The following is a 17,983-nucleotide window of genomic DNA, read 5'->3' as shown; positions in this document are numbered from 1 at the left end:
GGTATATGGTGGTACGCATGACTGATTCCTGGAAGACCGCCGTGTCCGCCACGCTCCACTGCCTCACCGGCTGCGCGATCGGTGAGGTGCTCGGGATGGTGCTCGCCACCTGGTGGGGCTGGGGCAACGGCGCCAGCATCGCGCTGGCCGTGGCCTTGGCCTTCTTCTTCGGCTACCTGCTGACCTTCACCGGCGTCCGCCGCTCCGGGGCCAGCGTGCGCACGGCGATCCGGACCGCGCTGGCCGCCGACACCGTCTCGATCCTCGTGATGGAGCTGGTCGACAACAGCACGCTGCTCATCTGGCCCGGCGCGATGGACGCCCACCTGACCTCCGGGCTGTTCTGGGGCACGCTCGTGCTCGCGCTCGCCGTGGCGTTCGTCGTCACGGTGCCGGTCAACAAGTGGATGATCGACCGGGGACGCGGCCACGCGGCCGTCCACGAGATGCACCACGCGCACCACTGAGATCGGCCCTACGATCTGGTCATGAACAAGCGCACCGCGGTCGTCCCGCTGCTGCTGGCGCTCGCGGCGACCGCGTGCGCACCCGTCGACGAGGGCAACACCGCAGAAGATCCGGCGGAGACCCCCACTGCTGCCGAGCAGTGCGCGACCGACAGCCTGCCGGTCCTCGAGCCCGGCACGCTCACGATCGGCACCGACTCCCCGGCCTACGAGCCCTGGTTCTCCGGCAACGACCCGACCAACGGCGAGGGCTATGAGTCAGCCGTCGCCTACGCGGTCGCCGAGGAGCTCGGCTTCTCCGCCGACCAGGTGACCTGGGTGAAGGTCCCGTTCAACTCCTCCTACAAGCCGGGTCCGAAGGACTTCGACTTCGACATCAACCAGATCTCGATCACGCCTCAGCGCGCGGAGGTCGTCGACTTCTCCGACGGCTACTACGAGGCGGCGCAGGCGGTGATCGCGCTCGACGACACCCCGATCGCCGGGGCGACCAGCGTCGCCGACCTCGCCGACTACAACCTCGGCGCCCAGACCGGCACCACCTCGCTGACCGTGATCCGCGACGTGATCCAGCCGGCCGGCGACCCGGCGGTCTTCGAGGACACCAACGCGGCCAAGCAGGCGCTGCTCAACGGCCAGGTCGACGGCATCCTCGCCGACCTGCCGACGGCGTTCTACATCACCGCGGTCGAGATCCCGAAGGCCACGCTGATCGGGCAGTTCAAGCCCGACACCGGCGAGGTCGAGGAGTTCGGGATGCTCTTCGAGAAGGGCAGCGAGCTGGTGCCCTGCGTCAACGAGGCGCTCGCGACGCTCAAGGACGACGGCACGCTCGACGGCATCGAGCAGCAGTGGCTCTCCGACGTCGTGGACGTCCCCGAGCTGCAGTAGGTGGGACCCGACCGGCGCAGCGGCGAGTGGCGGCCCAGCGACCTCGAGCTCGAGCGTCGCCGGGTACGCCGGCGGCAGCGCACCCGCTCGTCGCTGCTCGCGACCGCGCTGGTCGTCGGGGTGCTGGTGGTCCTCGCGCTGGTCGTGCGCAGCTCGCCGGGCTGGCCGCGGGTCCGTGAGACCTTCTTCAGCTGGGAGGACGCGAAGGCCGTCTTCCCCGACATCCTCGACGGCTTCTGGCTCAACGTGCAGCTGTTCCTGGTCTGCGAGGTCTTCATCCTGGTCCTCGGCCTCGCGGTCGCCGTCGCCCGCACCGCGCGGTCGCCGTGGCTGGCGCCGGTCCGGGTGGCGGCCGTCGTCTACACCGACCTCTTCCGCGGGATCCCGACCATCCTGCTGATCCTGATGCTCGGGTTCGGCGTCCCGGCGCTCCAGCTGCAGGGGCTGCCGACCGACGAGTTCTTCTGGGCCGGTGTCGCGCTCGTGCTCTCCTACGGCGCCTACGTCGCCGAGGTGTTCCGCGCCGGGATCGAGTCGATCCACCCCTCGCAGGTCTCCAGCGCCGAGGCGCTCGCGCTGACCCGCGCCCAGTCGCTGCGGTTCGTCGTGGTGCCCCAGGCGGTACGCCGCGTCGTACCGCCGCTGCTCAACGACTTCGTCTCGCTCCAGAAGGACACGGCGCTGGTCTCCGCGGTTGCCGTCTTCGACGCCGTCTTCGCGGCGCGTGACTACACGGCCTACAACTTCAACTACACGCCCTACGTCGTGGTGGCGGGCTTCTTCGTCGTGCTGACCGTGCCGCTGGCCCGCTTCACCGACTGGGTGCAGCGGCGCTGGTGGGAGCGCGAGCGGGCGGGGGTGCTGTGATGGCGCTCCTCGAGGTCCGCGACCTGCGCAAGACCTACGGCGACCGCGTCGTCCTCGACGACGTCGACCTCGTCGTGGAGCCGCACGACGTGGTCTGCCTGATCGGCTCGTCGGGGTCGGGGAAGTCGACGCTGCTGCGCTGCCTCGACCTGCTCGAGGATGTCGACGACGGGACGATCGTGCTCGAGGGCCGCGACGTCACCGACCCGTTCGTCGACCGGCGCGAGGTCCGCGAGCGGCTCGGGATGGTCTTCCAGGCCTACAACCTCTTCCCCCACCTGTCGGTCCTCGACAACGTCACCCTCGCGCCCCGCAAGGTGCACGGCGTACGCCGGGCCGAGGCGGAGCAGCAGGCCCACGAGCTGCTGGACCGCTTCGGCCTCGCCGAGCACGCGACGAAGTATCCCGACCGGCTCTCCGGCGGCCAGCAGCAGCGGGTCGCGCTCGTCCGCGCGCTGGCGACCCGGCCGGCGCTGCTGCTGCTCGACGAGATCACGGCCGCGCTCGACCCCGAGCTGGTGGGCGAGGTCCTCACGATCGTGCGCGACCTCGCGGCGGCCGGCACCACCATGGTCATCGCCACCCACGAGATGGCCTTCGCCCGCGACGTCGCCACCCGGGTCTGCTTCCTCGACGGGGGCCGGATCCTCGAGCAGGGCCCGCCCGACCAGCTCTTCACCCACCCCACCGAGGAACGCACGCGCCAGTTCCTCCGCCGCGTCCTCCCGGAGGGTTGAGTCGTGGGTTCGTGACGTCCCAGTCGCGCTGTTGTGACAGGCGGGAGGTCGCGCGTCCGCGACTCGACGGTCACCAACCCACGACTCGGCCCTCTGCCATCATCGGGCGCATGAGTCTGGAGCTCGGGCAGGGCAGCGGGCCGCTGCGCGGCGTCAAGGTGGTGGAGGTCGCGGGCATCGGTCCCGGGCCCCACGCCTGCATGACGCTCGCCGATCTCGGCGCCGACGTGATCCGGGTCGAGCGGCCCGGCGGCGACCTGTTCGGCGCCGGGAGGTTCGACGTGCTGACGCGCGGCCGTCCCAGCGTCGCGCTCGACCTCAAGCACCCCGACGCCGTGGCGACGGTGCTCGACCTCGTGGAGGGCGCCGACGTCCTCGTCGAGGGGATGCGGCCGGGCGTGATGGAGCGCCGCGGCCTCGGGCCCGACGACTGCTGGGCCCGCAACCCCGCCCTCGTCTACGGCCGGATGACCGGCTGGGGCCAGGACGGCCCCTGGGCGAGCGCGGCCGGCCACGACCTGAACTACGTCGCGATCACCGGCGCGCTCCACGGCCTCGGCCAGGACCCCGACCGCCCCCACTTCCCGACCAACCTGCTCGGCGACTTCGGCGGCGGCTCGACCTACCTCGTCATCGGCGTCCTCGCCGCCCTCCTCGAGGCGCGCACCAGCGGGCAGGGCCAGGTCGTCGACGCCGCGATCGTCGACGGGACCGCCCACCTCAACGCGATGGCCTCGACCTTCGCCGCGCTCGGCGTCCAGCCCGAGCGCCGGCGCAGCGGCCTCCTCGACGGCGGCACCCCCTACTACGACCTCTACGAGACCGCCGACGGCCGCCACATGACCCTCGGTGCCCTCGAGCCCCAGTTCTGGGACGAGGCGATGCGGCTGCTGGAGATCGACGGTGTCGCCCCCGACCGCAACGACCCGGCCAACCACGCCCAGCTCCGCTCACTGCTGGAGGAGACGTTCAAACAGCGCACCCAGGCCGCGTGGTGCGAGGTCTTCGACGGCACCGACGCCTGCGTCGCGCCGGTGCTGCCGCCGAGCGAGGCCCGCGAGCACGCCCACCTCAGGGCCCGCGGCACCTTCCTCGAGGTCGCCGGCGTCCACCAGCCGGCCCCCGCCCCCCGTTTCAGCCGTACGCCGAGCGGCGTACCCACCGCACCCGAGGGGCCCGGCGCCCACACCCGCGACGCGCTCACCGCCTGGGGGATCGACGGCGTCGAGGAGCTGATCGAGTCCGGCGCAGCGGTCCAGTCATGAGGGGGCAGGCGTGAAGCCCTTCCTCTTCCTCGGCACCCGCGCCGAGGACGACGCCGCCGACGACGAGTACGCCGCCGTGCTGCGCGGCACCGGTCTCGACGAGGCCCGGCTGGCGCGGGTGCGGCTCGAGCGCGACGAGCTCGGCCCGGTCGACCTCGACGCGTGGTCGGGCTTCATCCTCGGTGGCGGCCCCTTCAACGTCAGCGACCCGATCGTCCAGAAGTCGGTCGAGCAGCTCCGTGCCGAGGCCGACCTCGCCCGGCTCGCCGGCCAGGTCGTCGCGGCCGACGCGCCCTTCCTCGGCGCCTGCTACGGCATCGGCGTCCTCGGCAGCACCGGCGGCGGGGTCGTCGACCGCACCTACGGCGAGCCGATCGGCGCGGTCGAGGTGACCCTCACCGACGAGGGGCGTGCGGATCCGCTGCTGGCCGCCCTGCCCGACGCCTTCGACGTCTTCCTCGGCCACAAGGAGGCCGTGCGCGAGCTGCCCGCGGGTGCGGTGAGGCTGGCGTCGTCGACCACCTGCCCGGTCCAGGCGTTCCGGATCGGCGACAACGTCTACGCCACCCAGTTCCACCCCGAGCTCGACGTCGAGAGCCTCGCGCTGCGGATCCAGACCTACCGCGACCACGGCTACTTCCCGCCCGAGCAGGCTCAGGGCCTCATCGACATGGCGCGCCGGGCCGAGGTCAGCGAACCGGTGAAGATCCTGGCCGCCTTCGCCGATCGGTACGCGCGATGACCGAGCACGGCTCCGAGCACCTCGACGTGCTGATCGTCGGCGCCGGCCTCTCGGGCATCGGCGCGGGCGCCCGGCTCGCCCAGGAGCACCCGCAGCGCTCCTACGCCGTCCTCGAGGCGCGCGCGGTCAGCGGCGGGACCTGGGACCTCTTCCGCTACCCCGGGATCCGGTCGGACTCCGACATGTTCACGATGGGCTACCGCTTCCGGCCCTGGCGCGACGACCGCGCGCTGGCCGACGGTCCCTCGATCCTCGCCTACCTGCGTGACACGGCGGTGGAGTACGGCGTGGACCGCCGGATCCGCTACGACCACCGGGTCACCGCCGCCGACTGGGACCCCGCCGCCGCCCGCTGGACCGTCACCGCCGAGACCCCCGACGGCACCGTCACCCTCACAGCCGACTTCCTGTGGGCGTGCAGCGGCTACTACGACTACGAGACCCCGCACCGGCCGGTCTTCGGTGGCGAGGAGGACTACGCCGGCCGGCTGGTCCACCCGCAGCACTGGCCGGACGACCTCGACGTGAGCGGGCTCGAGGTGGTGGTGGTCGGCAGCGGGGCGACCGCGATGACGCTCGTGCCCTCCCTCGTCGAGGCGGGCGCCGCGCACGTGACGATGCTGCAGCGCTCCCCGACGTACGTGCTCGCGCTGCCGTCCGTCGACCCGGTCGTGCGCGTGCTCCGCCGCCGGTTGCCCGAGCGCCTGTCCTGGTGGCTGTCGCGGTGGAAGGCGATCGGGGTCGCGGTGCTGGCCTACCAGGTGAGCCGCCGCTGGCCCGGATTCGCCCGGCGGGTGATCCGCAAGGGCGTCGCGTCGCAGCTGCCGGAGGGCTATCCGGTCGACACCCACTTCCGCCCAGCCTACGACCCGTGGGACGAGCGGCTCTGCTTCGTCCCCGACGGCGACCTCTTCCGCGCGATCCGCCACGGCGACGTCGACGTCGTCACCGACACCGTCGCGACGCTCACCGAGAAGGGCGTCCGGACCGGCTCGGGCGAGGAGCTCGTCGCCGACGTCGTCGTCAGCGCGACCGGGTTCGACCTCAAGCTCGTCGGCGGGATGGCGCTGTCGGTGGCCGGGGAGCCGCTGTCGCTGACCGGCCGGATGACCTACCGCGCCCTGATGTTCGCCGGCATCCCGAACTTCGCCTACACGATCGGCTACACCAACGCCTCGTGGACGCTCAAGGCCGACCTCGTCGCCGACTGGGTCTGCCGGCTGCTCACCCACCTCGACCGGACCGGCCGCCGCTGGGCCGTGCCGGAGCCCGACCCGTCGGTCGGCGAGGCGCCCTTCATGGACTTCCAGCCCGGCTACGTCCGGCGCTCCCTCGACCTGCTGCCCGTCCAGGGCGACCGCGAGCCGTGGCGGCTGCGCCAGAACTACGTCCACGACGTCCGCACGCTGCGGCGCACGCCGATCGACGACGGGGTGCTGCGCTTCGGGTGACCGGGGTGAGAAACCCCACGGTGTCCGAAATGCGGTGAGTTCGGCGTCCACCCCCTAGGCTCCTACCAGCGGTACGTCCAGTCTTGCCTCGTCCCGCCGGCAGCCACCGAGTGGCAGCCCTCCCGCCGTTCGCGCGTCGGGAGCACACGCAGCAGCCCCGAGCTGCGGCCCCGCCGGAACCGGCGGACGCGTTGGTGAGACACCAACCGAGAGATCCCTTCCGTGACTTCGCAGTTCCCTGCCGACTTCTCTGCCGTCGGCGTCCCCTCCCCCCTGTCCGCCGTCCTTTCCGAGCGCGGCATCACCGAACCCACCCCGATCCAGGCCGCGACGCTGCCCGACTCGCTCGCCGGCCGCGACGTGCTCGGCCGGGGCCGTACCGGCTCCGGCAAGACCTATGCCTTCCTGCTCCCGCTGGTCGCCCGTCTCGACGCGAGCAAGATGCCCGCGACGTCCCGGCGCCCCCGCGCGCTCGTGCTCGCCCCGACCCGTGAGCTGGTCGGCCAGATCCACGAGGCGCTCAAGCCGCTCGCCAAGGCCGCCGGCCTGACCACGACGACCGTCTTCGGCGGCGTCGGCCAGAACCCGCAGGTCACCGCGCTGCGCAAGGGCGTCGACATCGTCCTCGCCTGCCCCGGCAGGCTCGAGGACCTGATCGGACAGGGTCACTGCGACCTCGGCGCCGTCGAGATCACCGTGCTCGACGAGGCCGACCACATGGCCGACCTCGGGTTCCTCCCGGCCGTGCGCCGACTGCTCGGCCAGACCCCGACCCAAGGCCAGCGGATGCTCTTCTCCGCGACCCTCGACAAGGCGGTCGACGGCCTGGTCCGCCAGTTCCTCACCCAGCCGGTCGTCCACGAGGCCGACTCGGCCCAGTCGCCGGTCGCGAAGATGAGCCACCACGTGCTCCACCTCCAGCGCGAGCACCGGCTCCCCGTCCTCGTCGACCTCGCCAGCGCGCCGGGCCGCACGGTCGTCTTCACCCGGACCAAGCACGGCGCCAAGGCGCTGGCCCGCCAGCTCAACAAGAACGGCGTGCCGAGCGTCGACCTCCACGGCAACCTGAGCCAGAACGCGCGCACCCGCAACATGGAGGCGTTCCACTCCGGCAAGGCCTCGACGCTGGTCGCGACCGACATCGCCGCGCGCGGCATCCACGTCGACGACGTCGCGCTCGTCGTCCACGCCGACCCGCCGGTCGAGCACAAGGCCTACCTCCACCGCTCGGGCCGTACGGCGCGCGCCGGCGCCGAGGGGACCGTCATCACCCTGATGACCGACGAGCAGGTGCGCGACGTCCGCGCCCTGACCAAGCAGGCCGGCATCCGCCCGACCACCACCAAGGTCGCGGGTCCGTCCCACCCCGTGCTCCTCGAGCTCGCCCCGGGCGAGCGGACCCTGGTCCCCGGTGGCTACGCCCCGGTCGTCCCCGCCGGCAACTCCGGCGGCAGCAGGTCCGGCACCCGGACCGGTGGCTCCAAGCCGTCCGGCTCCGGCAACCGTCGTCGCCGCGGCGGCGGGCAGAAGCCGGCGGCGAAGAAGTCGGGCGGCCAGCGCTCCGGTGCCCCGCAGGGCAACCGCAACCGCCGGAGCAGCAACCGCTCGACGGCGGGCGGCTCCCACAGCGCGTCCTCCTTCAGCCGCGGCCGCTGAGGCCCGCGCCCCAGCCACCTGTTCGGGTGGGGACGGCCTTGGAGCCCGGTGCCATCGTGGGAACCACCTAGGAAAGGGGGGTTCCACCGTGGGACTCGACGACAAGGCCGCCCACCAGGGCGAGGACCTGAAGGGCAAGGCCAAGGAGACCACCGGCAAGGCGACCGGCAACTCGCGGCTCGAGGGCGAGGGCAAGGGCGACCAGGCCTCCGCCTCGGTCAAGAAGTCCGGCGAGAAGGTCAAGGACGCCGCCAAGGACGTCAAGGACGCCTTCAAGAAGTGACCGCGACCGACCTCCTCCCGGTCTGCCCGTAGAGTTTCGGGCGGAGCCAGCGGGAGGAGGTCGGTGACGTGAGGACGTTCCTCCGCAATGCCCTGGTCGACAAGGTCCCGCGCGACCACCGTGACACCCAGGCCGGGCTGCGCCGCCGCCAGTGGGTGACCGGCACCGTCGTCGTCCTCGGCGGCATCGTGCTCGGGATCAGCCTCCGGATCGAGCCCGGCAGCCCCTGGTTCTACGCCAGCTCGCTCGGCCTCTCGGCGATCTGGGCGGCCGGCGCCTTCGCCTCCGGGCCGCTCCACCTCGGCCGGATCGCCCGCCGCGACGACCACGTCCGTCCGGTGATCACGCCGCTCGTGCTGGGCTTCGGCCTTGCCGGTGTCTTCGTCGTCGGCGGCCTCGTGGTGCGCCAGATCCCCTTCCTCGCCGACCAGGTCGGGAGCGTCGTGGCCTACGCCGACGAGGGGGCGCTGCCGCTGCTCGTCCTGATCACCGCTGTCACCGGCGCGGCCGAGGAGCTCTTCTTCCGCGGTGCCGCCTACGCCGCGGTGACCAAGCACCCGGTCACGGTCACGACCGTGCTCTACACGCTCGCGACCTACGCGACCGGCAACGTGATGCTGACCTTCGCGGCGATCCTGCTCGGCGTCGTCGTCGGCCTCGAGCGTCGCGCCTCCGGCGGCATCCTCGCGCCGATCCTCACCCACCTGAGCTGGTCGCTGACCATGCTGCTGGTGCTCCCGCTGGTCTTCGCCTAGCTGCGGGACGTCATACGTCCCGGTCGCCATGACGCACGATTCGTATGACGTCCTGCGTGCCGTGCCCTAGGGGCGCGTCTCCGGGTCGTCCTCGAGCGCGCGGCGCACGGCCTCGGCGTACGGCACCGGGTCGCCGGGGACGACGTCGAGGATGCGGTGGTCGGTCACGACGACCTCGGTGCCCATGGAGTCGATGAGGTTGCGGCCGGTCGTGACGTCGACGTCGGTGACCAGCGCGAGCCAGTAGGACGACAGACGTGGGGTCAGGACCGGGACCTTGATGATGGGCACGCGGCGCCCCGTGGAGACCTCGGCGGCCACCTGCAGCATCTCGAGATAGGTCATCGCCTCCGGCCCGCCGATCTCGAAGACCTCACCGAAGGCCTCCTCGTTGCCGGTCACGCCCGCGAGGTAGCGGATGACGTCGTCCACGGCGACCGGCTGGGTGGGGGTGTCGACCCACTTGGGCACGACCATGGCCGGCAGGTTCTTCACCAGCTGGCGGGTCAGCTCCCAGCTGATGCCACCGGCGCCGACCACGATCGCGGCCCGCAGCACCGTCACCGGGACCCCGGTCTCCCCGAGCAGCTGCTCGACCTCGCGACGCGAGCGGAGGTGGGGCGAGAGGTCCTCGCCGTCGGCGCCGAGCCCGCCCATGTAGACGATCTGGCGCACGCCGGCGTCGGCCGCGACCCGCGCGAAGCTGCGTGCGGCCTCGGCGTCCTTCTCCTCGAAGTCGGGGTCGTCGAGGGAGTGGACGAGGTAGATCGCGACGTCGACGCCGTCGAGGGCGTCGACGAGGGTGTCGGCGTCGTGGACGTCGGCACCCACCGGCGTCCCGCCGCCGTCGTAGTCCTCCGGCCGGCGCGTCATGGCGCGCACGTCGTGGCCCGCCTCGAGCAGGGCAGGCACCAGCCGGCGCCCGATGAACCCGGTGGCGCCGGTGACCAGGACCGTGAGGGCGTCCGTCATGTCCCCACCCTAGGGACCACCCGTCTGGGTAGTCAGCGGGAACGCTTGGCCACGGCCTCGCGCCGGGTCTCGTCCATCGCCGACTCGTAGGCCGCGACCAGGGAGGCGATCGACAGCGGCTTGAGCCGCTCGACGACCTCGCGCAGCTTCTCGGGGGAGGCGCCCGCCTCCTTGTAGGCCGGCCAGACCTCGGTGCGGAAGAGGTCGTTGAGCTCCTTGGCGATCTGGCGGCCGTGCTCGGCGTAGATGTCGGCGGCGGCCACGGCGGCCTCGGTCGGGAAGCCGAGGTCGAGCAGGCCGAGCCCGACGGTCAGCTGGGAGACGACGACCTGGAAGCGTCCCCGCTTGTTGCGCATGACGATCCCGAGCGCCGAGAGCGTCTCGAGGTCCTCCTCGCTCAGCTCCCGGTTGGCGCGCCGCTCGAGCTGCGCGCGGGTGAGCTCCTCGGGCGACTCCTGCTGCCAGGGGGTGAGCATCGTGCGGTGGAGCGCGATGTCCTCCGGTGTGGCGGCCTCGGGGAGCCGCGCGAGGTAGCGCTCGATCGCCGCGAGCGTGAACCCGTGGGACTGCAGCTCCTGGACCAGCTCGAGCCGCGCGACGTGGTCGGAGGTGTAGTAGCCCGAGCGGCCCCTCCGGATCGGCGGCGGCACCAGCCCCTTGGTCGTGTAGAAGCGCACGTTGCGCACGCTGATGCCGACCCGGTTGGTCAGCTCGTCGAGCGTCAGCAGCTCGCGCTCCTGCTCCACCTGCGGCCCTCCTGTGTGACGGGGGTGACATCGGCCACCTTGACGACGCTGACAGTATCGGTGTCACAATCGAGCGAGGCAAGCACACCACTCGTGAAGGACGGCCATGGCTGAAGCATTCGTGTACGACCACATCCGCACGCCGCGCGGCAAGGGGAAGAAGGTCGGCGGACTCCACGAGGTGAAGCCGGTCGACCTCGTCGTGGGCCTCCTCGACGAGATCAAGGAGCGCAACCCGGGCCTCGACCCCGAGCGGATCGACGACGTCGTGCTCGGCGTGGTCAGCCCGATCGGTGAGCAGGGCTCGGACATCGCGAAGACCGCCGCGCTCGCGGCCGGCTATCCCGAGACCGTCGCCGGCGTCCAGCTCAACCGCTTCTGCGCCTCCGGCCTCGAGGCCGTCAACCAGGCCGCGGCCCGCGTCCGCTCGGGCTTCGAGGACCTGATCCTCGCCGGCGGGGTCGAGTCGATGAGCCGGGTGCCGATGGGCTCCGACGGCGGCGCGTGGGCGATGGACCCCGCGACCGCGCTCACCACGGGCTTCGTCCCGCAGGGCATCGGTGCGGACCTGATCGCCACCCTCGAGGGCTGGACCCGCGAGGACGTCGACGCCTACGCCGCCGAGTCGCACCACCGCGCCGCCAAGGCCTGGGCCAACGGCTACTTCTCCGACGCGATCGTCCCGGTGAAGGACAAGAACGGCATCACGATCCTCGAGCACGACGAGCTCGTCCGCCCCGACACCAGCGTCGAGGGCCTCGCCGGCCTGAAGCCGTCCTTCGCCCAGATGGGCGCCGACGCCGGCTTCGACGACGTCGCGCTCGAGAAGTACCACTGGGTGCCTGCGATCGACCACGTCCACCACGCCGGCAACTCCTCCGGCATCGTCGACGGCGCCGCGATCATGGCGATCGGCACCGAGGAGGTCGGTACGGCCCTGGGGCTGACCCCGCGCGCCCGGATCGTCGCCACCGCCGTCTCCGGCGCCGACCCGACGATCATGCTCACCGGCCCGGCGCCGGCGACCCGCAAGGCGCTGGCCAAGGCGGGCCTCGAGGTCGGCGACATCGACCTCTTCGAGATGAACGAGGCCTTCGCCGCTGTCGCGATGCGCTTCATGAAGGACATGGGCATCACCCACGAGATCACCAACGTCAACGGCGGTGCGATCGCGATGGGCCACCCGCTCGGCGCGACCGGCGCCATGATCCTCGGCACCCTCGTCGACGAGCTCGAGCGGCGCGACCAGCGCCGCGGCCTGGCCACGCTGTGCATCGGCGGCGGCATGGGCATCGCCACCATCGTCGAGCGCGTCTGACCGGCCGGAACCAGGAGAGAAGCACACCCATGACTGCAGCACAGACCGAGCAGACCGCCGTCCACTACGAGCGGGACGCCGACGGGATCGTCACCCTCACGATGGACGACCCCACCGCCAGCGCCAACACCATGAACGAGATCTACCAGCGGTCGATGCAGGCCGCGGTGGAGCGGCTGTACGACGAGAAGGACGACCTGACGGGCGTCGTCGTGACCAGCGCGAAGAAGACCTTCTTCGCCGGCGGCAACCTCAAGCTGATGAGCCAGGCGACCAAGGACGACGCGCCGCGGATCTTCGCCGAGGTCGAGGCCGTGAAGGCCACGCTCCGCAGGCTCGAGACGATCGGCAAGCCCGTCGTCGCCGCGATCAACGGTGCCGCCCTCGGCGGCGGCCTCGAGATCGCGCTGGCCTGCCACCACCGGATCGCCGTCGACGACCGGAAGGTCAAGATCGGGCTGCCCGAGGCCACCCTCGGCCTGCTCCCGGGCGGCGGTGGCGTGACCCGTACCGTGCGGATGCTCGGCCTCCAGTCGGCGCTGATGGACGTCCTGCTCCAGGGCCCGCAGTTCAACCCCGAGGCGGCGAAGGCCAAGGGCCTCGTCGACGAGCTGGTCGCCAGCCGCGACGAGCTGGTGCCCGCCGCCAAGGCGTGGATCCTGGAGAACGCAGGGAACCCCGGCGCTGGAACCCAGCCGTGGGACGCCCCCGGCTACAAGATGCCCGGCGGCAACCCCAAGAGCCCGGCGCTTGCCCAGTTCCTGCCGGCCTTCCCGGCGCTGCTCCGCAAGCAGGTCAAGGGCGCCGACTACCCCGCGCAGAAGGCGATCCTCTCGGCCGCCGTCGAGGGTGCGACGGTCGACGTCGACACCGCGAGCCGGATCGAGTCGCGCTACCTGACGACGCTGATCGTCAACCAGAACAGCAAGAACATGATCCAGGCCTTCTTCTTCGACCTCCAGGCGATCAACGCCGGGTCGCTGCGGCCGCAGGGCATCGAGCCCTGGCAGGGCACCAAGGTCGCCGTGCTCGGCGCCGGGATGATGGGCGCCGGCATCGCCTACACCTGCGCCCGCGCCGGGATGCAGGTCGTGCTCAAGGACGTCGCCCAGGAGAACGCCGACAAGGGCAAGGCCTACTCGGCGAAGATCAACGAGAAGGCCGTCCAGCGCGGCAAGCTCAGCCAGGAGAAGAGCGACGAGCTGCTCGGCCGGATCCACCCGACCGACGACTACGCCGACCTCGCCGGCTGCGACCTCGTCATCGAGGCCGTCTTCGAGGACCCCTCGCTCAAGCACGAGGTGTTCGCCGAGGCCGCCAAGCACGTGAACCCCGACGCGCTGCTGTGCTCCAACACCTCGACGCTGCCGATCACCGAGCTCGCCACCGGCGTGGACCGGCCGAAGGACTTCATCGGGCTCCACTTCTTCTCGCCCGTCGACAAGATGCCGCTGGTCGAGATCATCCGCGGCGAGGAGACCTCCGACGAGGCGCTCGCCAAGGCCTACGACGTCGTCCAGCAGATCAGGAAGACGCCGATCGTCGTCAACGACAGCCGCGGCTTCTACACCAGCCGCGTCATCGGCTTCATGGTCAACGAGGGCCTCGCGATGCTCGCCGAGGGCGTCCACCCGGTCACCCTCGAGCGCGCCGCGACCCAGTCGGGCTACCCCGTCGGCACGCTCCAGCTCTCCGACGAGCTCAACATGGAGCTGATGGCCAAGATCGGCAAGGCGACCAAGGACGCCGCCGAGCGCGACGGGACGCCGTACGAGGAGCACCCGGGCTCGGCCGTGGTCGCGAAGATGATCGAGATCGGACGGCCGTCGCGGCTCAAGGGCGCCGGCTTCTACGACTACGACGAGGCCGGCAAGCGACAGGGCCTGTGGTCCGGGCTGGCCGAGACCTTCCCGGTCGCCGACCAGCAGATCCCGCTGCGCGACGTGAAGGACCGGATCCTCTTCCTCGAGGCGCTCGAGACCGCGAAGTGCTTCGAGGAGGGCGTGATCACCTCGGCCGCGGCGGCCAACATCGGCTCGATCATGGGCATCGGGTTCCCGCCGAACACCGGTGGTGCCGCCCAGTTCATGACTGGCTACCAGGACCCCGAGGACACCGACGCCCCGATCGGCCTCGCCGCGTTCTGCGACCGCGCCGACGAGCTGGCCGACGCCTACGGCGAGCGGTTCCGTCCCTCGGCCTACCTCCGCGACCTGGTTGCGAAGGGCGAGTCCTTCCCCGCCTGATCCCGCCTGATCCCGGACGCCGCGTGTGCCTGAGGACGACGAATAGGTCGTTCTCAGGCACACGCCGCTGATTTCGGCGAGAATCAGGGTCATGACCCAGACCCCCCCGGCGGTCGAGGTCCGCTCCCTCCACGTCCGCTTCGGCGAGGTGGAGGCCGTCGCGGGCGTCGACCTCGCGGCGTACGCCGGGCAGGCCACCGGCCTGCTCGGCCGCAACGGCGCCGGCAAGTCCACGACGATGCGCGTGCTCGCCGGCCTGGTCCCCCCGACCGCGGGCACCGCGGTCGTGGCCGGCCACGACGTCCGCTCCCACGCGCTCGCGGTGAAGCGCTCGACCGGCTACTGCCCCGACGTGGGCGGCCTCGTCACCCGCGCGACCGCGTGGGAGCACCTCCAGCTGTCCGCCCGGATGCGGCGCCTCGTCGACTGGGAGGACCGGGCGCGCGAGCTGCTCGAGCGGTTCGAGCTCGGCGACGCCTCCCACCGCGTGACCGGCGGCTTCTCCCACGGCATGGGCCGTCGGCTGTCCGTCGCGCTGGCCGCGCTGCACGAGCCGGAGGTGCTGCTGCTCGACGAGCCCTTCGACGGAGTCGACCCGATCGGCGTCGAGGCCACCCTCGAGGTCATCGCCGACGCGCGCGCCCGCGGCGCCTGCGTCCTGGTCTCCACCCACCTCCGCGAGCTCGCCATCGAGGCCTGCAGCGACGTGCTCGTCCTGCGCGGCGGCTCGCGCGTCGCGACCGTCAGCGCGTCGGAGATGGCGGGGGAGGAGGGGGCGCGTGCCTACCGCGCTCTCCTCGACTGAGCCCGCCTGGCTGCGGCCGGTCCGCGACGTCGGCCACCTGCTGCGCTTCCGCAGCGCGGCCGTACGCCGCCGCTCGACCTACTGGCTCGGCATCGGGACCATGCTCACCATCACGCTCGGCGCGGCGATCATCCCCGCGGTGGTGCCCGCCGACGACGACCGCCGGCTCGAGCTCGGCGTCCTGCTGCCGACCGGCATGGCCGGCATCCTGCTGATCTCGATCGTCTCCGCGATCGCGTCGGGTGGCGGGCGTGAGCTGGTCTCGCGCGAGCAGGCCGTCGCCTTCCCGGTCAGCCCGACCACCGACCACCTCGGCGCGCTCGTCCTCGCCCCGCTCAACATCTCGTGGCTGATCCAGGCGTGGGTGCTGCTCGGCACCACGGCCTACGTCGTGGGCCCGGCGCGCCTGGTGAGCGCCCACGTCGTGATGCTGCTGTGGATGGCGGTCGCGACCGCGCTCGCCCAGGTCGTCGCCTGGTCCGTGGAGTCCGTACGCCGCCGGCGCCACGGCGTGGTCGCGATGCGCGTCGTCGTCGTGACCCTCTGCGTGGGTGCCCTGGTCGTGCAGCTGTCGGGCCGCACCATCTCGCTGCTCGACCAGGTCCCGACGCTGTGGGTCGTCCTCGGCGCGGTCGGTGGCTTCTCGCTGTCGTGGGTCTTCGTCGTGGTCGGGCTGCTCGGGCTCCTGCTCGCCGCCGTCGTGGTCGGCGTCGTCCCCGCCCAGCTGGCGGCGCGACGGCTCCCCCACGACGAGCTCCGGGCCGAGACCGACACCCACACGCCGCGGCCGATGCCGTGGAACGACCTGCTCGCGCTGCTGCGCATCGACCGGGCGTCGGTGTGGCGTGCGGTGCCGATGCGCCGCGGCATGGCCGTCCTCGCCGTCGGCCCCGGCCTGGTCGCGGTGCTCGGCAACCTGCCGTGGGAGCAGGTCATGATCCTGCCCGGCCTGGTCGTCTCCGGTGGCGCGCTGCTCTTCGGCGTCAACGCCTGGTGCCTCGACGGCCGCGGCCAGCTGTGGCGCGAGAACCTGCCGGTCGACGCCGGCCTCGTCTTCACCGCGCGGGCGCTGGTGCTCGCCGAGTTCCTCGGGGTCGCCTCGCTGGTCACGATCGCGCTGGCCGCGCTGCGCGCCGGCGTACCGACCCCCTCCGAGCTCACCGCCATCGTCTGCCTGCTCGTCGTCGTGACGCTCCAGGTGGTGGGCGGCTCGATGCGCTGGTCGGAGCAGCGGCCCTACCCCGTCGACCTCCGCAGCGCGCGCGCCACCCCGGCCCCGCCGGTGATGATGGTCGCCTACTCGGCGCGGCTGGCCCTCGTCACCACCATCACCGGCCTGCTGTTCTCCGGTCTCGCCCGCTTCCCCGACCCGATGCTGTCGCTCTTCGTCGCGCTCGTGATGGGCGGCTGGTCGACGGTCCGGCTGCTGCGCGCCCACCGCCGCTGGGTCGACCCCTTCGTCCGGGCGCGGGTCGTCACCACCGTCGCCGCCTGACGATGCGGTGGTCCGGCCTCCCTCAGCGCGACTCGAACCAGGGCCGGTGCAGGTCCCAGAACGTCGCGCCCTGCATGGCCGCGTCGAGGGTCTCGCGGACGTCGGCGGGCATGTCCGGCATCTCGCGCTGCTCCCCGTCGCGCGCCTCGGCCTCGGTCGTGAAGGCGATGGTCTCGGTGAAGGTGCCGTCGTCCTCGAAGGCCAGGGTCGCGCCGAGGATGTCGGGCCGCGCCTCGTGGAGCATCTCCGTGTCCGTCATGAGGGCCTTGAGCCGGTCGGGGTCGTTGACCCGGCCGCGGATGACCTGGACGAACCCGGCCGAGTCCGACCCGCCGTCCATCATCAGCGTGACGTCGTCGCAGTCGTGGAACTCCACCGGCCCGTCCATGAGCGCCATGAACCGCTCGGCCCACGCCCCCTGCTCCGGCCGTTCGGAGTTGGCCGTCGCGGCCTCCTTCGACTCGAAGCGCACGATGCCGACGAACTGGTCGTCGTCGGTGAAGCCGTAGGTGCCCCCCAGCCAGCCCTTCGCGCCCGGAGCGAGCTCGTCGCGCCAGGTCCCGGCGTGCGCCCGCAGCTCGTCCTGACGGGTGCAGCGACCCTGGATGATCTGGATGAACATGACTGTTGCCTCCTCTCGGCCGGCCCCTCCCGGTGAGCGGTCAGCTCGCAACTGATCGACGTTACTGCCGCTCAGGGGCGGGGGTCCATGCCGGACCGGACCGGTGGCGCTACTGCTGCGCGCAGCCCGCCTGGGCGTCGGTGATCGCGCTCAGCGCGGGGTCCTCCCAGAGCCCCTGGAGCGACGCGACGACCCCCGCCCGGATCGCGTCCGGCGGCAGCGCGTCGCGCAGGCACCGGGCGTACGCCGCCCGGTCGAGGTCGCCCTTGGTGATCGAGACCTGGGCGGCCGTCGCGTCGGCGACGAAGTCGGTGCAGGCGAGCTGGGCGTCGGCGACGGGCTCCGCCAGGTCGGCGTCGAGCACCGGCACCTCGGCGGCGACCCGGCCGTCGCCGTCGAGCAGGCCGCCCGACTGGAGCGCGGCCGGCATGGTCGAGCCGAGCAGCTCCTCGGCGAAGCAGGCGCCCTCGCGCCGGTCCTCGGCGTCGGGGTGGTCGCCGGCGTACATCGCGGCGAGGCCCTCGGCGAGCGCCGCCTCGTCGTACGACGCCGCGGGTGCGGGGGCCGGCTCGTGTTCGATGCACGCCGAGAGCGCCGGCCCCAGCAGGACCAGCAGGCAGCACAGCCAGAGACGCACGTGCGCAGTCTCGCACTAGGGTCGCGGG

18 protein-coding genes are annotated in these 17,983 nt (G+C 72.2%); 14 read left to right on the top strand and 4 right to left on the bottom strand.

Annotated elements, in window-relative coordinates:
• The first annotated feature begins 17 nt into the window (after positions 1 to 17).
• The 10 genes from ABD091_RS08695 (at position 18) to ABD091_RS08650 (ending at position 9,114) form a co-directional block, all read left to right on the top strand.
• Positions 18 to 467, top strand: coding sequence for a DUF4396 domain-containing protein (locus tag ABD091_RS08695; RefSeq protein ID WP_343917431.1), 450 nt, complete (start codon positions 18 to 20; stop codon positions 465 to 467).
• Between the two features lie 21 nt (positions 468 to 488).
• Positions 489 to 1,358 (top strand): ABC transporter substrate-binding protein, encoded by an 870-nt coding sequence (locus ABD091_RS08690; protein WP_343917429.1) that lies wholly within the window; start codon positions 489 to 491, stop codon positions 1,356 to 1,358.
• The gene (locus tag ABD091_RS08685) at positions 1,359 to 2,225 is read left to right on the top strand and encodes an amino acid ABC transporter permease (protein WP_343917427.1); all 867 of its coding nucleotides are present in this window, start codon (positions 1,359 to 1,361) and stop codon (positions 2,223 to 2,225) included.
• Positions 2,225 to 2,962: an amino acid ABC transporter ATP-binding protein gene (locus ABD091_RS08680; protein WP_343917425.1), complete on the top strand. Its 738-nt coding sequence runs from the start codon at positions 2,225 to 2,227 to the stop codon at positions 2,960 to 2,962. The genes ABD091_RS08685 and ABD091_RS08680 overlap by 1 nt, the downstream gene beginning before the upstream one ends.
• A gap of 110 nt (positions 2,963 to 3,072) precedes the next feature.
• Positions 3,073 to 4,227 (top strand): CaiB/BaiF CoA transferase family protein, encoded by a 1,155-nt coding sequence (locus tag ABD091_RS08675; RefSeq protein ID WP_343917423.1) that lies wholly within the window; start codon positions 3,073 to 3,075, stop codon positions 4,225 to 4,227.
• Between the two features lie 10 nt (positions 4,228 to 4,237).
• Positions 4,238 to 4,969: a glutamine amidotransferase gene (locus ABD091_RS08670; protein WP_343917421.1), complete on the top strand. Its 732-nt coding sequence runs from the start codon at positions 4,238 to 4,240 to the stop codon at positions 4,967 to 4,969.
• Positions 4,966 to 6,420 carry a flavin-containing monooxygenase gene (locus ABD091_RS08665; protein WP_343917419.1) on the top strand — a complete coding sequence of 485 codons (1,455 nt, stop codon included), beginning with the start codon at positions 4,966 to 4,968 and terminating at the stop codon, positions 6,418 to 6,420. Before ABD091_RS08670 ends, ABD091_RS08665 begins: the two co-directional genes overlap by 4 nt.
• 222 nt (positions 6,421 to 6,642) lie before the next feature.
• The gene (locus ABD091_RS08660; RefSeq protein WP_343917417.1) at positions 6,643 to 8,076 is read left to right on the top strand and encodes a DEAD/DEAH box helicase; all 1,434 of its coding nucleotides are present in this window, start codon (positions 6,643 to 6,645) and stop codon (positions 8,074 to 8,076) included.
• Between the two features lie 88 nt (positions 8,077 to 8,164).
• Positions 8,165 to 8,359 (top strand): CsbD family protein, encoded by a 195-nt coding sequence (locus tag ABD091_RS08655; protein WP_343917415.1) that lies wholly within the window; start codon positions 8,165 to 8,167, stop codon positions 8,357 to 8,359.
• Positions 8,360 to 8,427: 68 nt separating this feature from the next.
• Positions 8,428 to 9,114, top strand: coding sequence for a CPBP family intramembrane glutamic endopeptidase (locus tag ABD091_RS08650; protein ID WP_343917413.1), 687 nt, complete (start codon positions 8,428 to 8,430; stop codon positions 9,112 to 9,114).
• A 66-nt stretch (positions 9,115 to 9,180) separates the two neighbouring features.
• On the opposite strand, the gene ABD091_RS08645 is transcribed toward ABD091_RS08650, so the two are convergent.
• Together ABD091_RS08645 and ABD091_RS08640 are read right to left on the bottom strand one after the other, a co-directional pair.
• Entirely contained in the window at positions 9,181 to 10,086 is a 906-nt protein-coding gene (locus ABD091_RS08645) for an NAD(P)H-binding protein (protein ID WP_343917411.1), read from the bottom strand.
• 32 nt (positions 10,087 to 10,118) lie between these two features.
• Positions 10,119 to 10,832 carry a MerR family transcriptional regulator gene (locus tag ABD091_RS08640; protein ID WP_343917409.1) on the bottom strand — a complete coding sequence of 238 codons (714 nt, stop codon included), beginning with the start codon at positions 10,830 to 10,832 and terminating at the stop codon, positions 10,119 to 10,121.
• 106 nt (positions 10,833 to 10,938) lie between these two features.
• Between ABD091_RS08640 and ABD091_RS08635 the strand changes: the two genes are divergently transcribed.
• The 4 genes from ABD091_RS08635 (at position 10,939) to ABD091_RS08620 (ending at position 16,696) form a co-directional block, all read left to right on the top strand.
• Positions 10,939 to 12,150 (top strand): acetyl-CoA C-acetyltransferase, encoded by a 1,212-nt coding sequence (locus tag ABD091_RS08635; RefSeq protein ID WP_343917407.1) that lies wholly within the window; start codon positions 10,939 to 10,941, stop codon positions 12,148 to 12,150.
• 29 nt (positions 12,151 to 12,179) lie between these two features.
• A complete protein-coding gene (locus tag ABD091_RS08630) occupies positions 12,180 to 14,396 on the top strand; it encodes a 3-hydroxyacyl-CoA dehydrogenase NAD-binding domain-containing protein (RefSeq protein WP_343917405.1) in 2,217 nt (738 codons plus the stop codon).
• Positions 14,397 to 14,487: 91 nt separating this feature from the next.
• Complete coding sequence (locus ABD091_RS08625; RefSeq protein ID WP_343917403.1) at positions 14,488 to 15,201, top strand: ABC transporter ATP-binding protein; 714 nt, start codon at positions 14,488 to 14,490, stop codon at positions 15,199 to 15,201.
• Complete coding sequence (locus ABD091_RS08620) at positions 15,176 to 16,696, top strand: hypothetical protein (protein WP_343917401.1); 1,521 nt, start codon at positions 15,176 to 15,178, stop codon at positions 16,694 to 16,696. Before ABD091_RS08625 ends, ABD091_RS08620 begins: the two co-directional genes overlap by 26 nt.
• Positions 16,697 to 16,718: 22 nt before the next feature.
• On the opposite strand, the gene ABD091_RS08615 is transcribed toward ABD091_RS08620, so the two are convergent.
• Together ABD091_RS08615 and ABD091_RS08610 are read right to left on the bottom strand one after the other, a co-directional pair.
• A complete protein-coding gene (locus tag ABD091_RS08615; RefSeq protein WP_343917399.1) occupies positions 16,719 to 17,318 on the bottom strand; it encodes a hypothetical protein in 600 nt (199 codons plus the stop codon).
• 109 nt (positions 17,319 to 17,427) lie between these two features.
• The gene (locus ABD091_RS08610; RefSeq protein ID WP_343917397.1) at positions 17,428 to 17,955 is read right to left on the bottom strand and encodes a hypothetical protein; all 528 of its coding nucleotides are present in this window, start codon (positions 17,953 to 17,955) and stop codon (positions 17,428 to 17,430) included.
• Between the last annotated feature and the right edge of the window lie 28 nt (positions 17,956 to 17,983).

Source organism: Nocardioides aestuarii, assembly GCF_039527245.1.
In the GTDB taxonomy this organism is placed as follows: Bacteria; Actinomycetota; Actinomycetes; order Propionibacteriales; family Nocardioidaceae; genus Nocardioides; species Nocardioides aestuarii.
The sequence above is the reverse complement of the archived record's forward strand: the minus strand, read 5'-3'. Positions and strand labels throughout refer to the sequence as shown.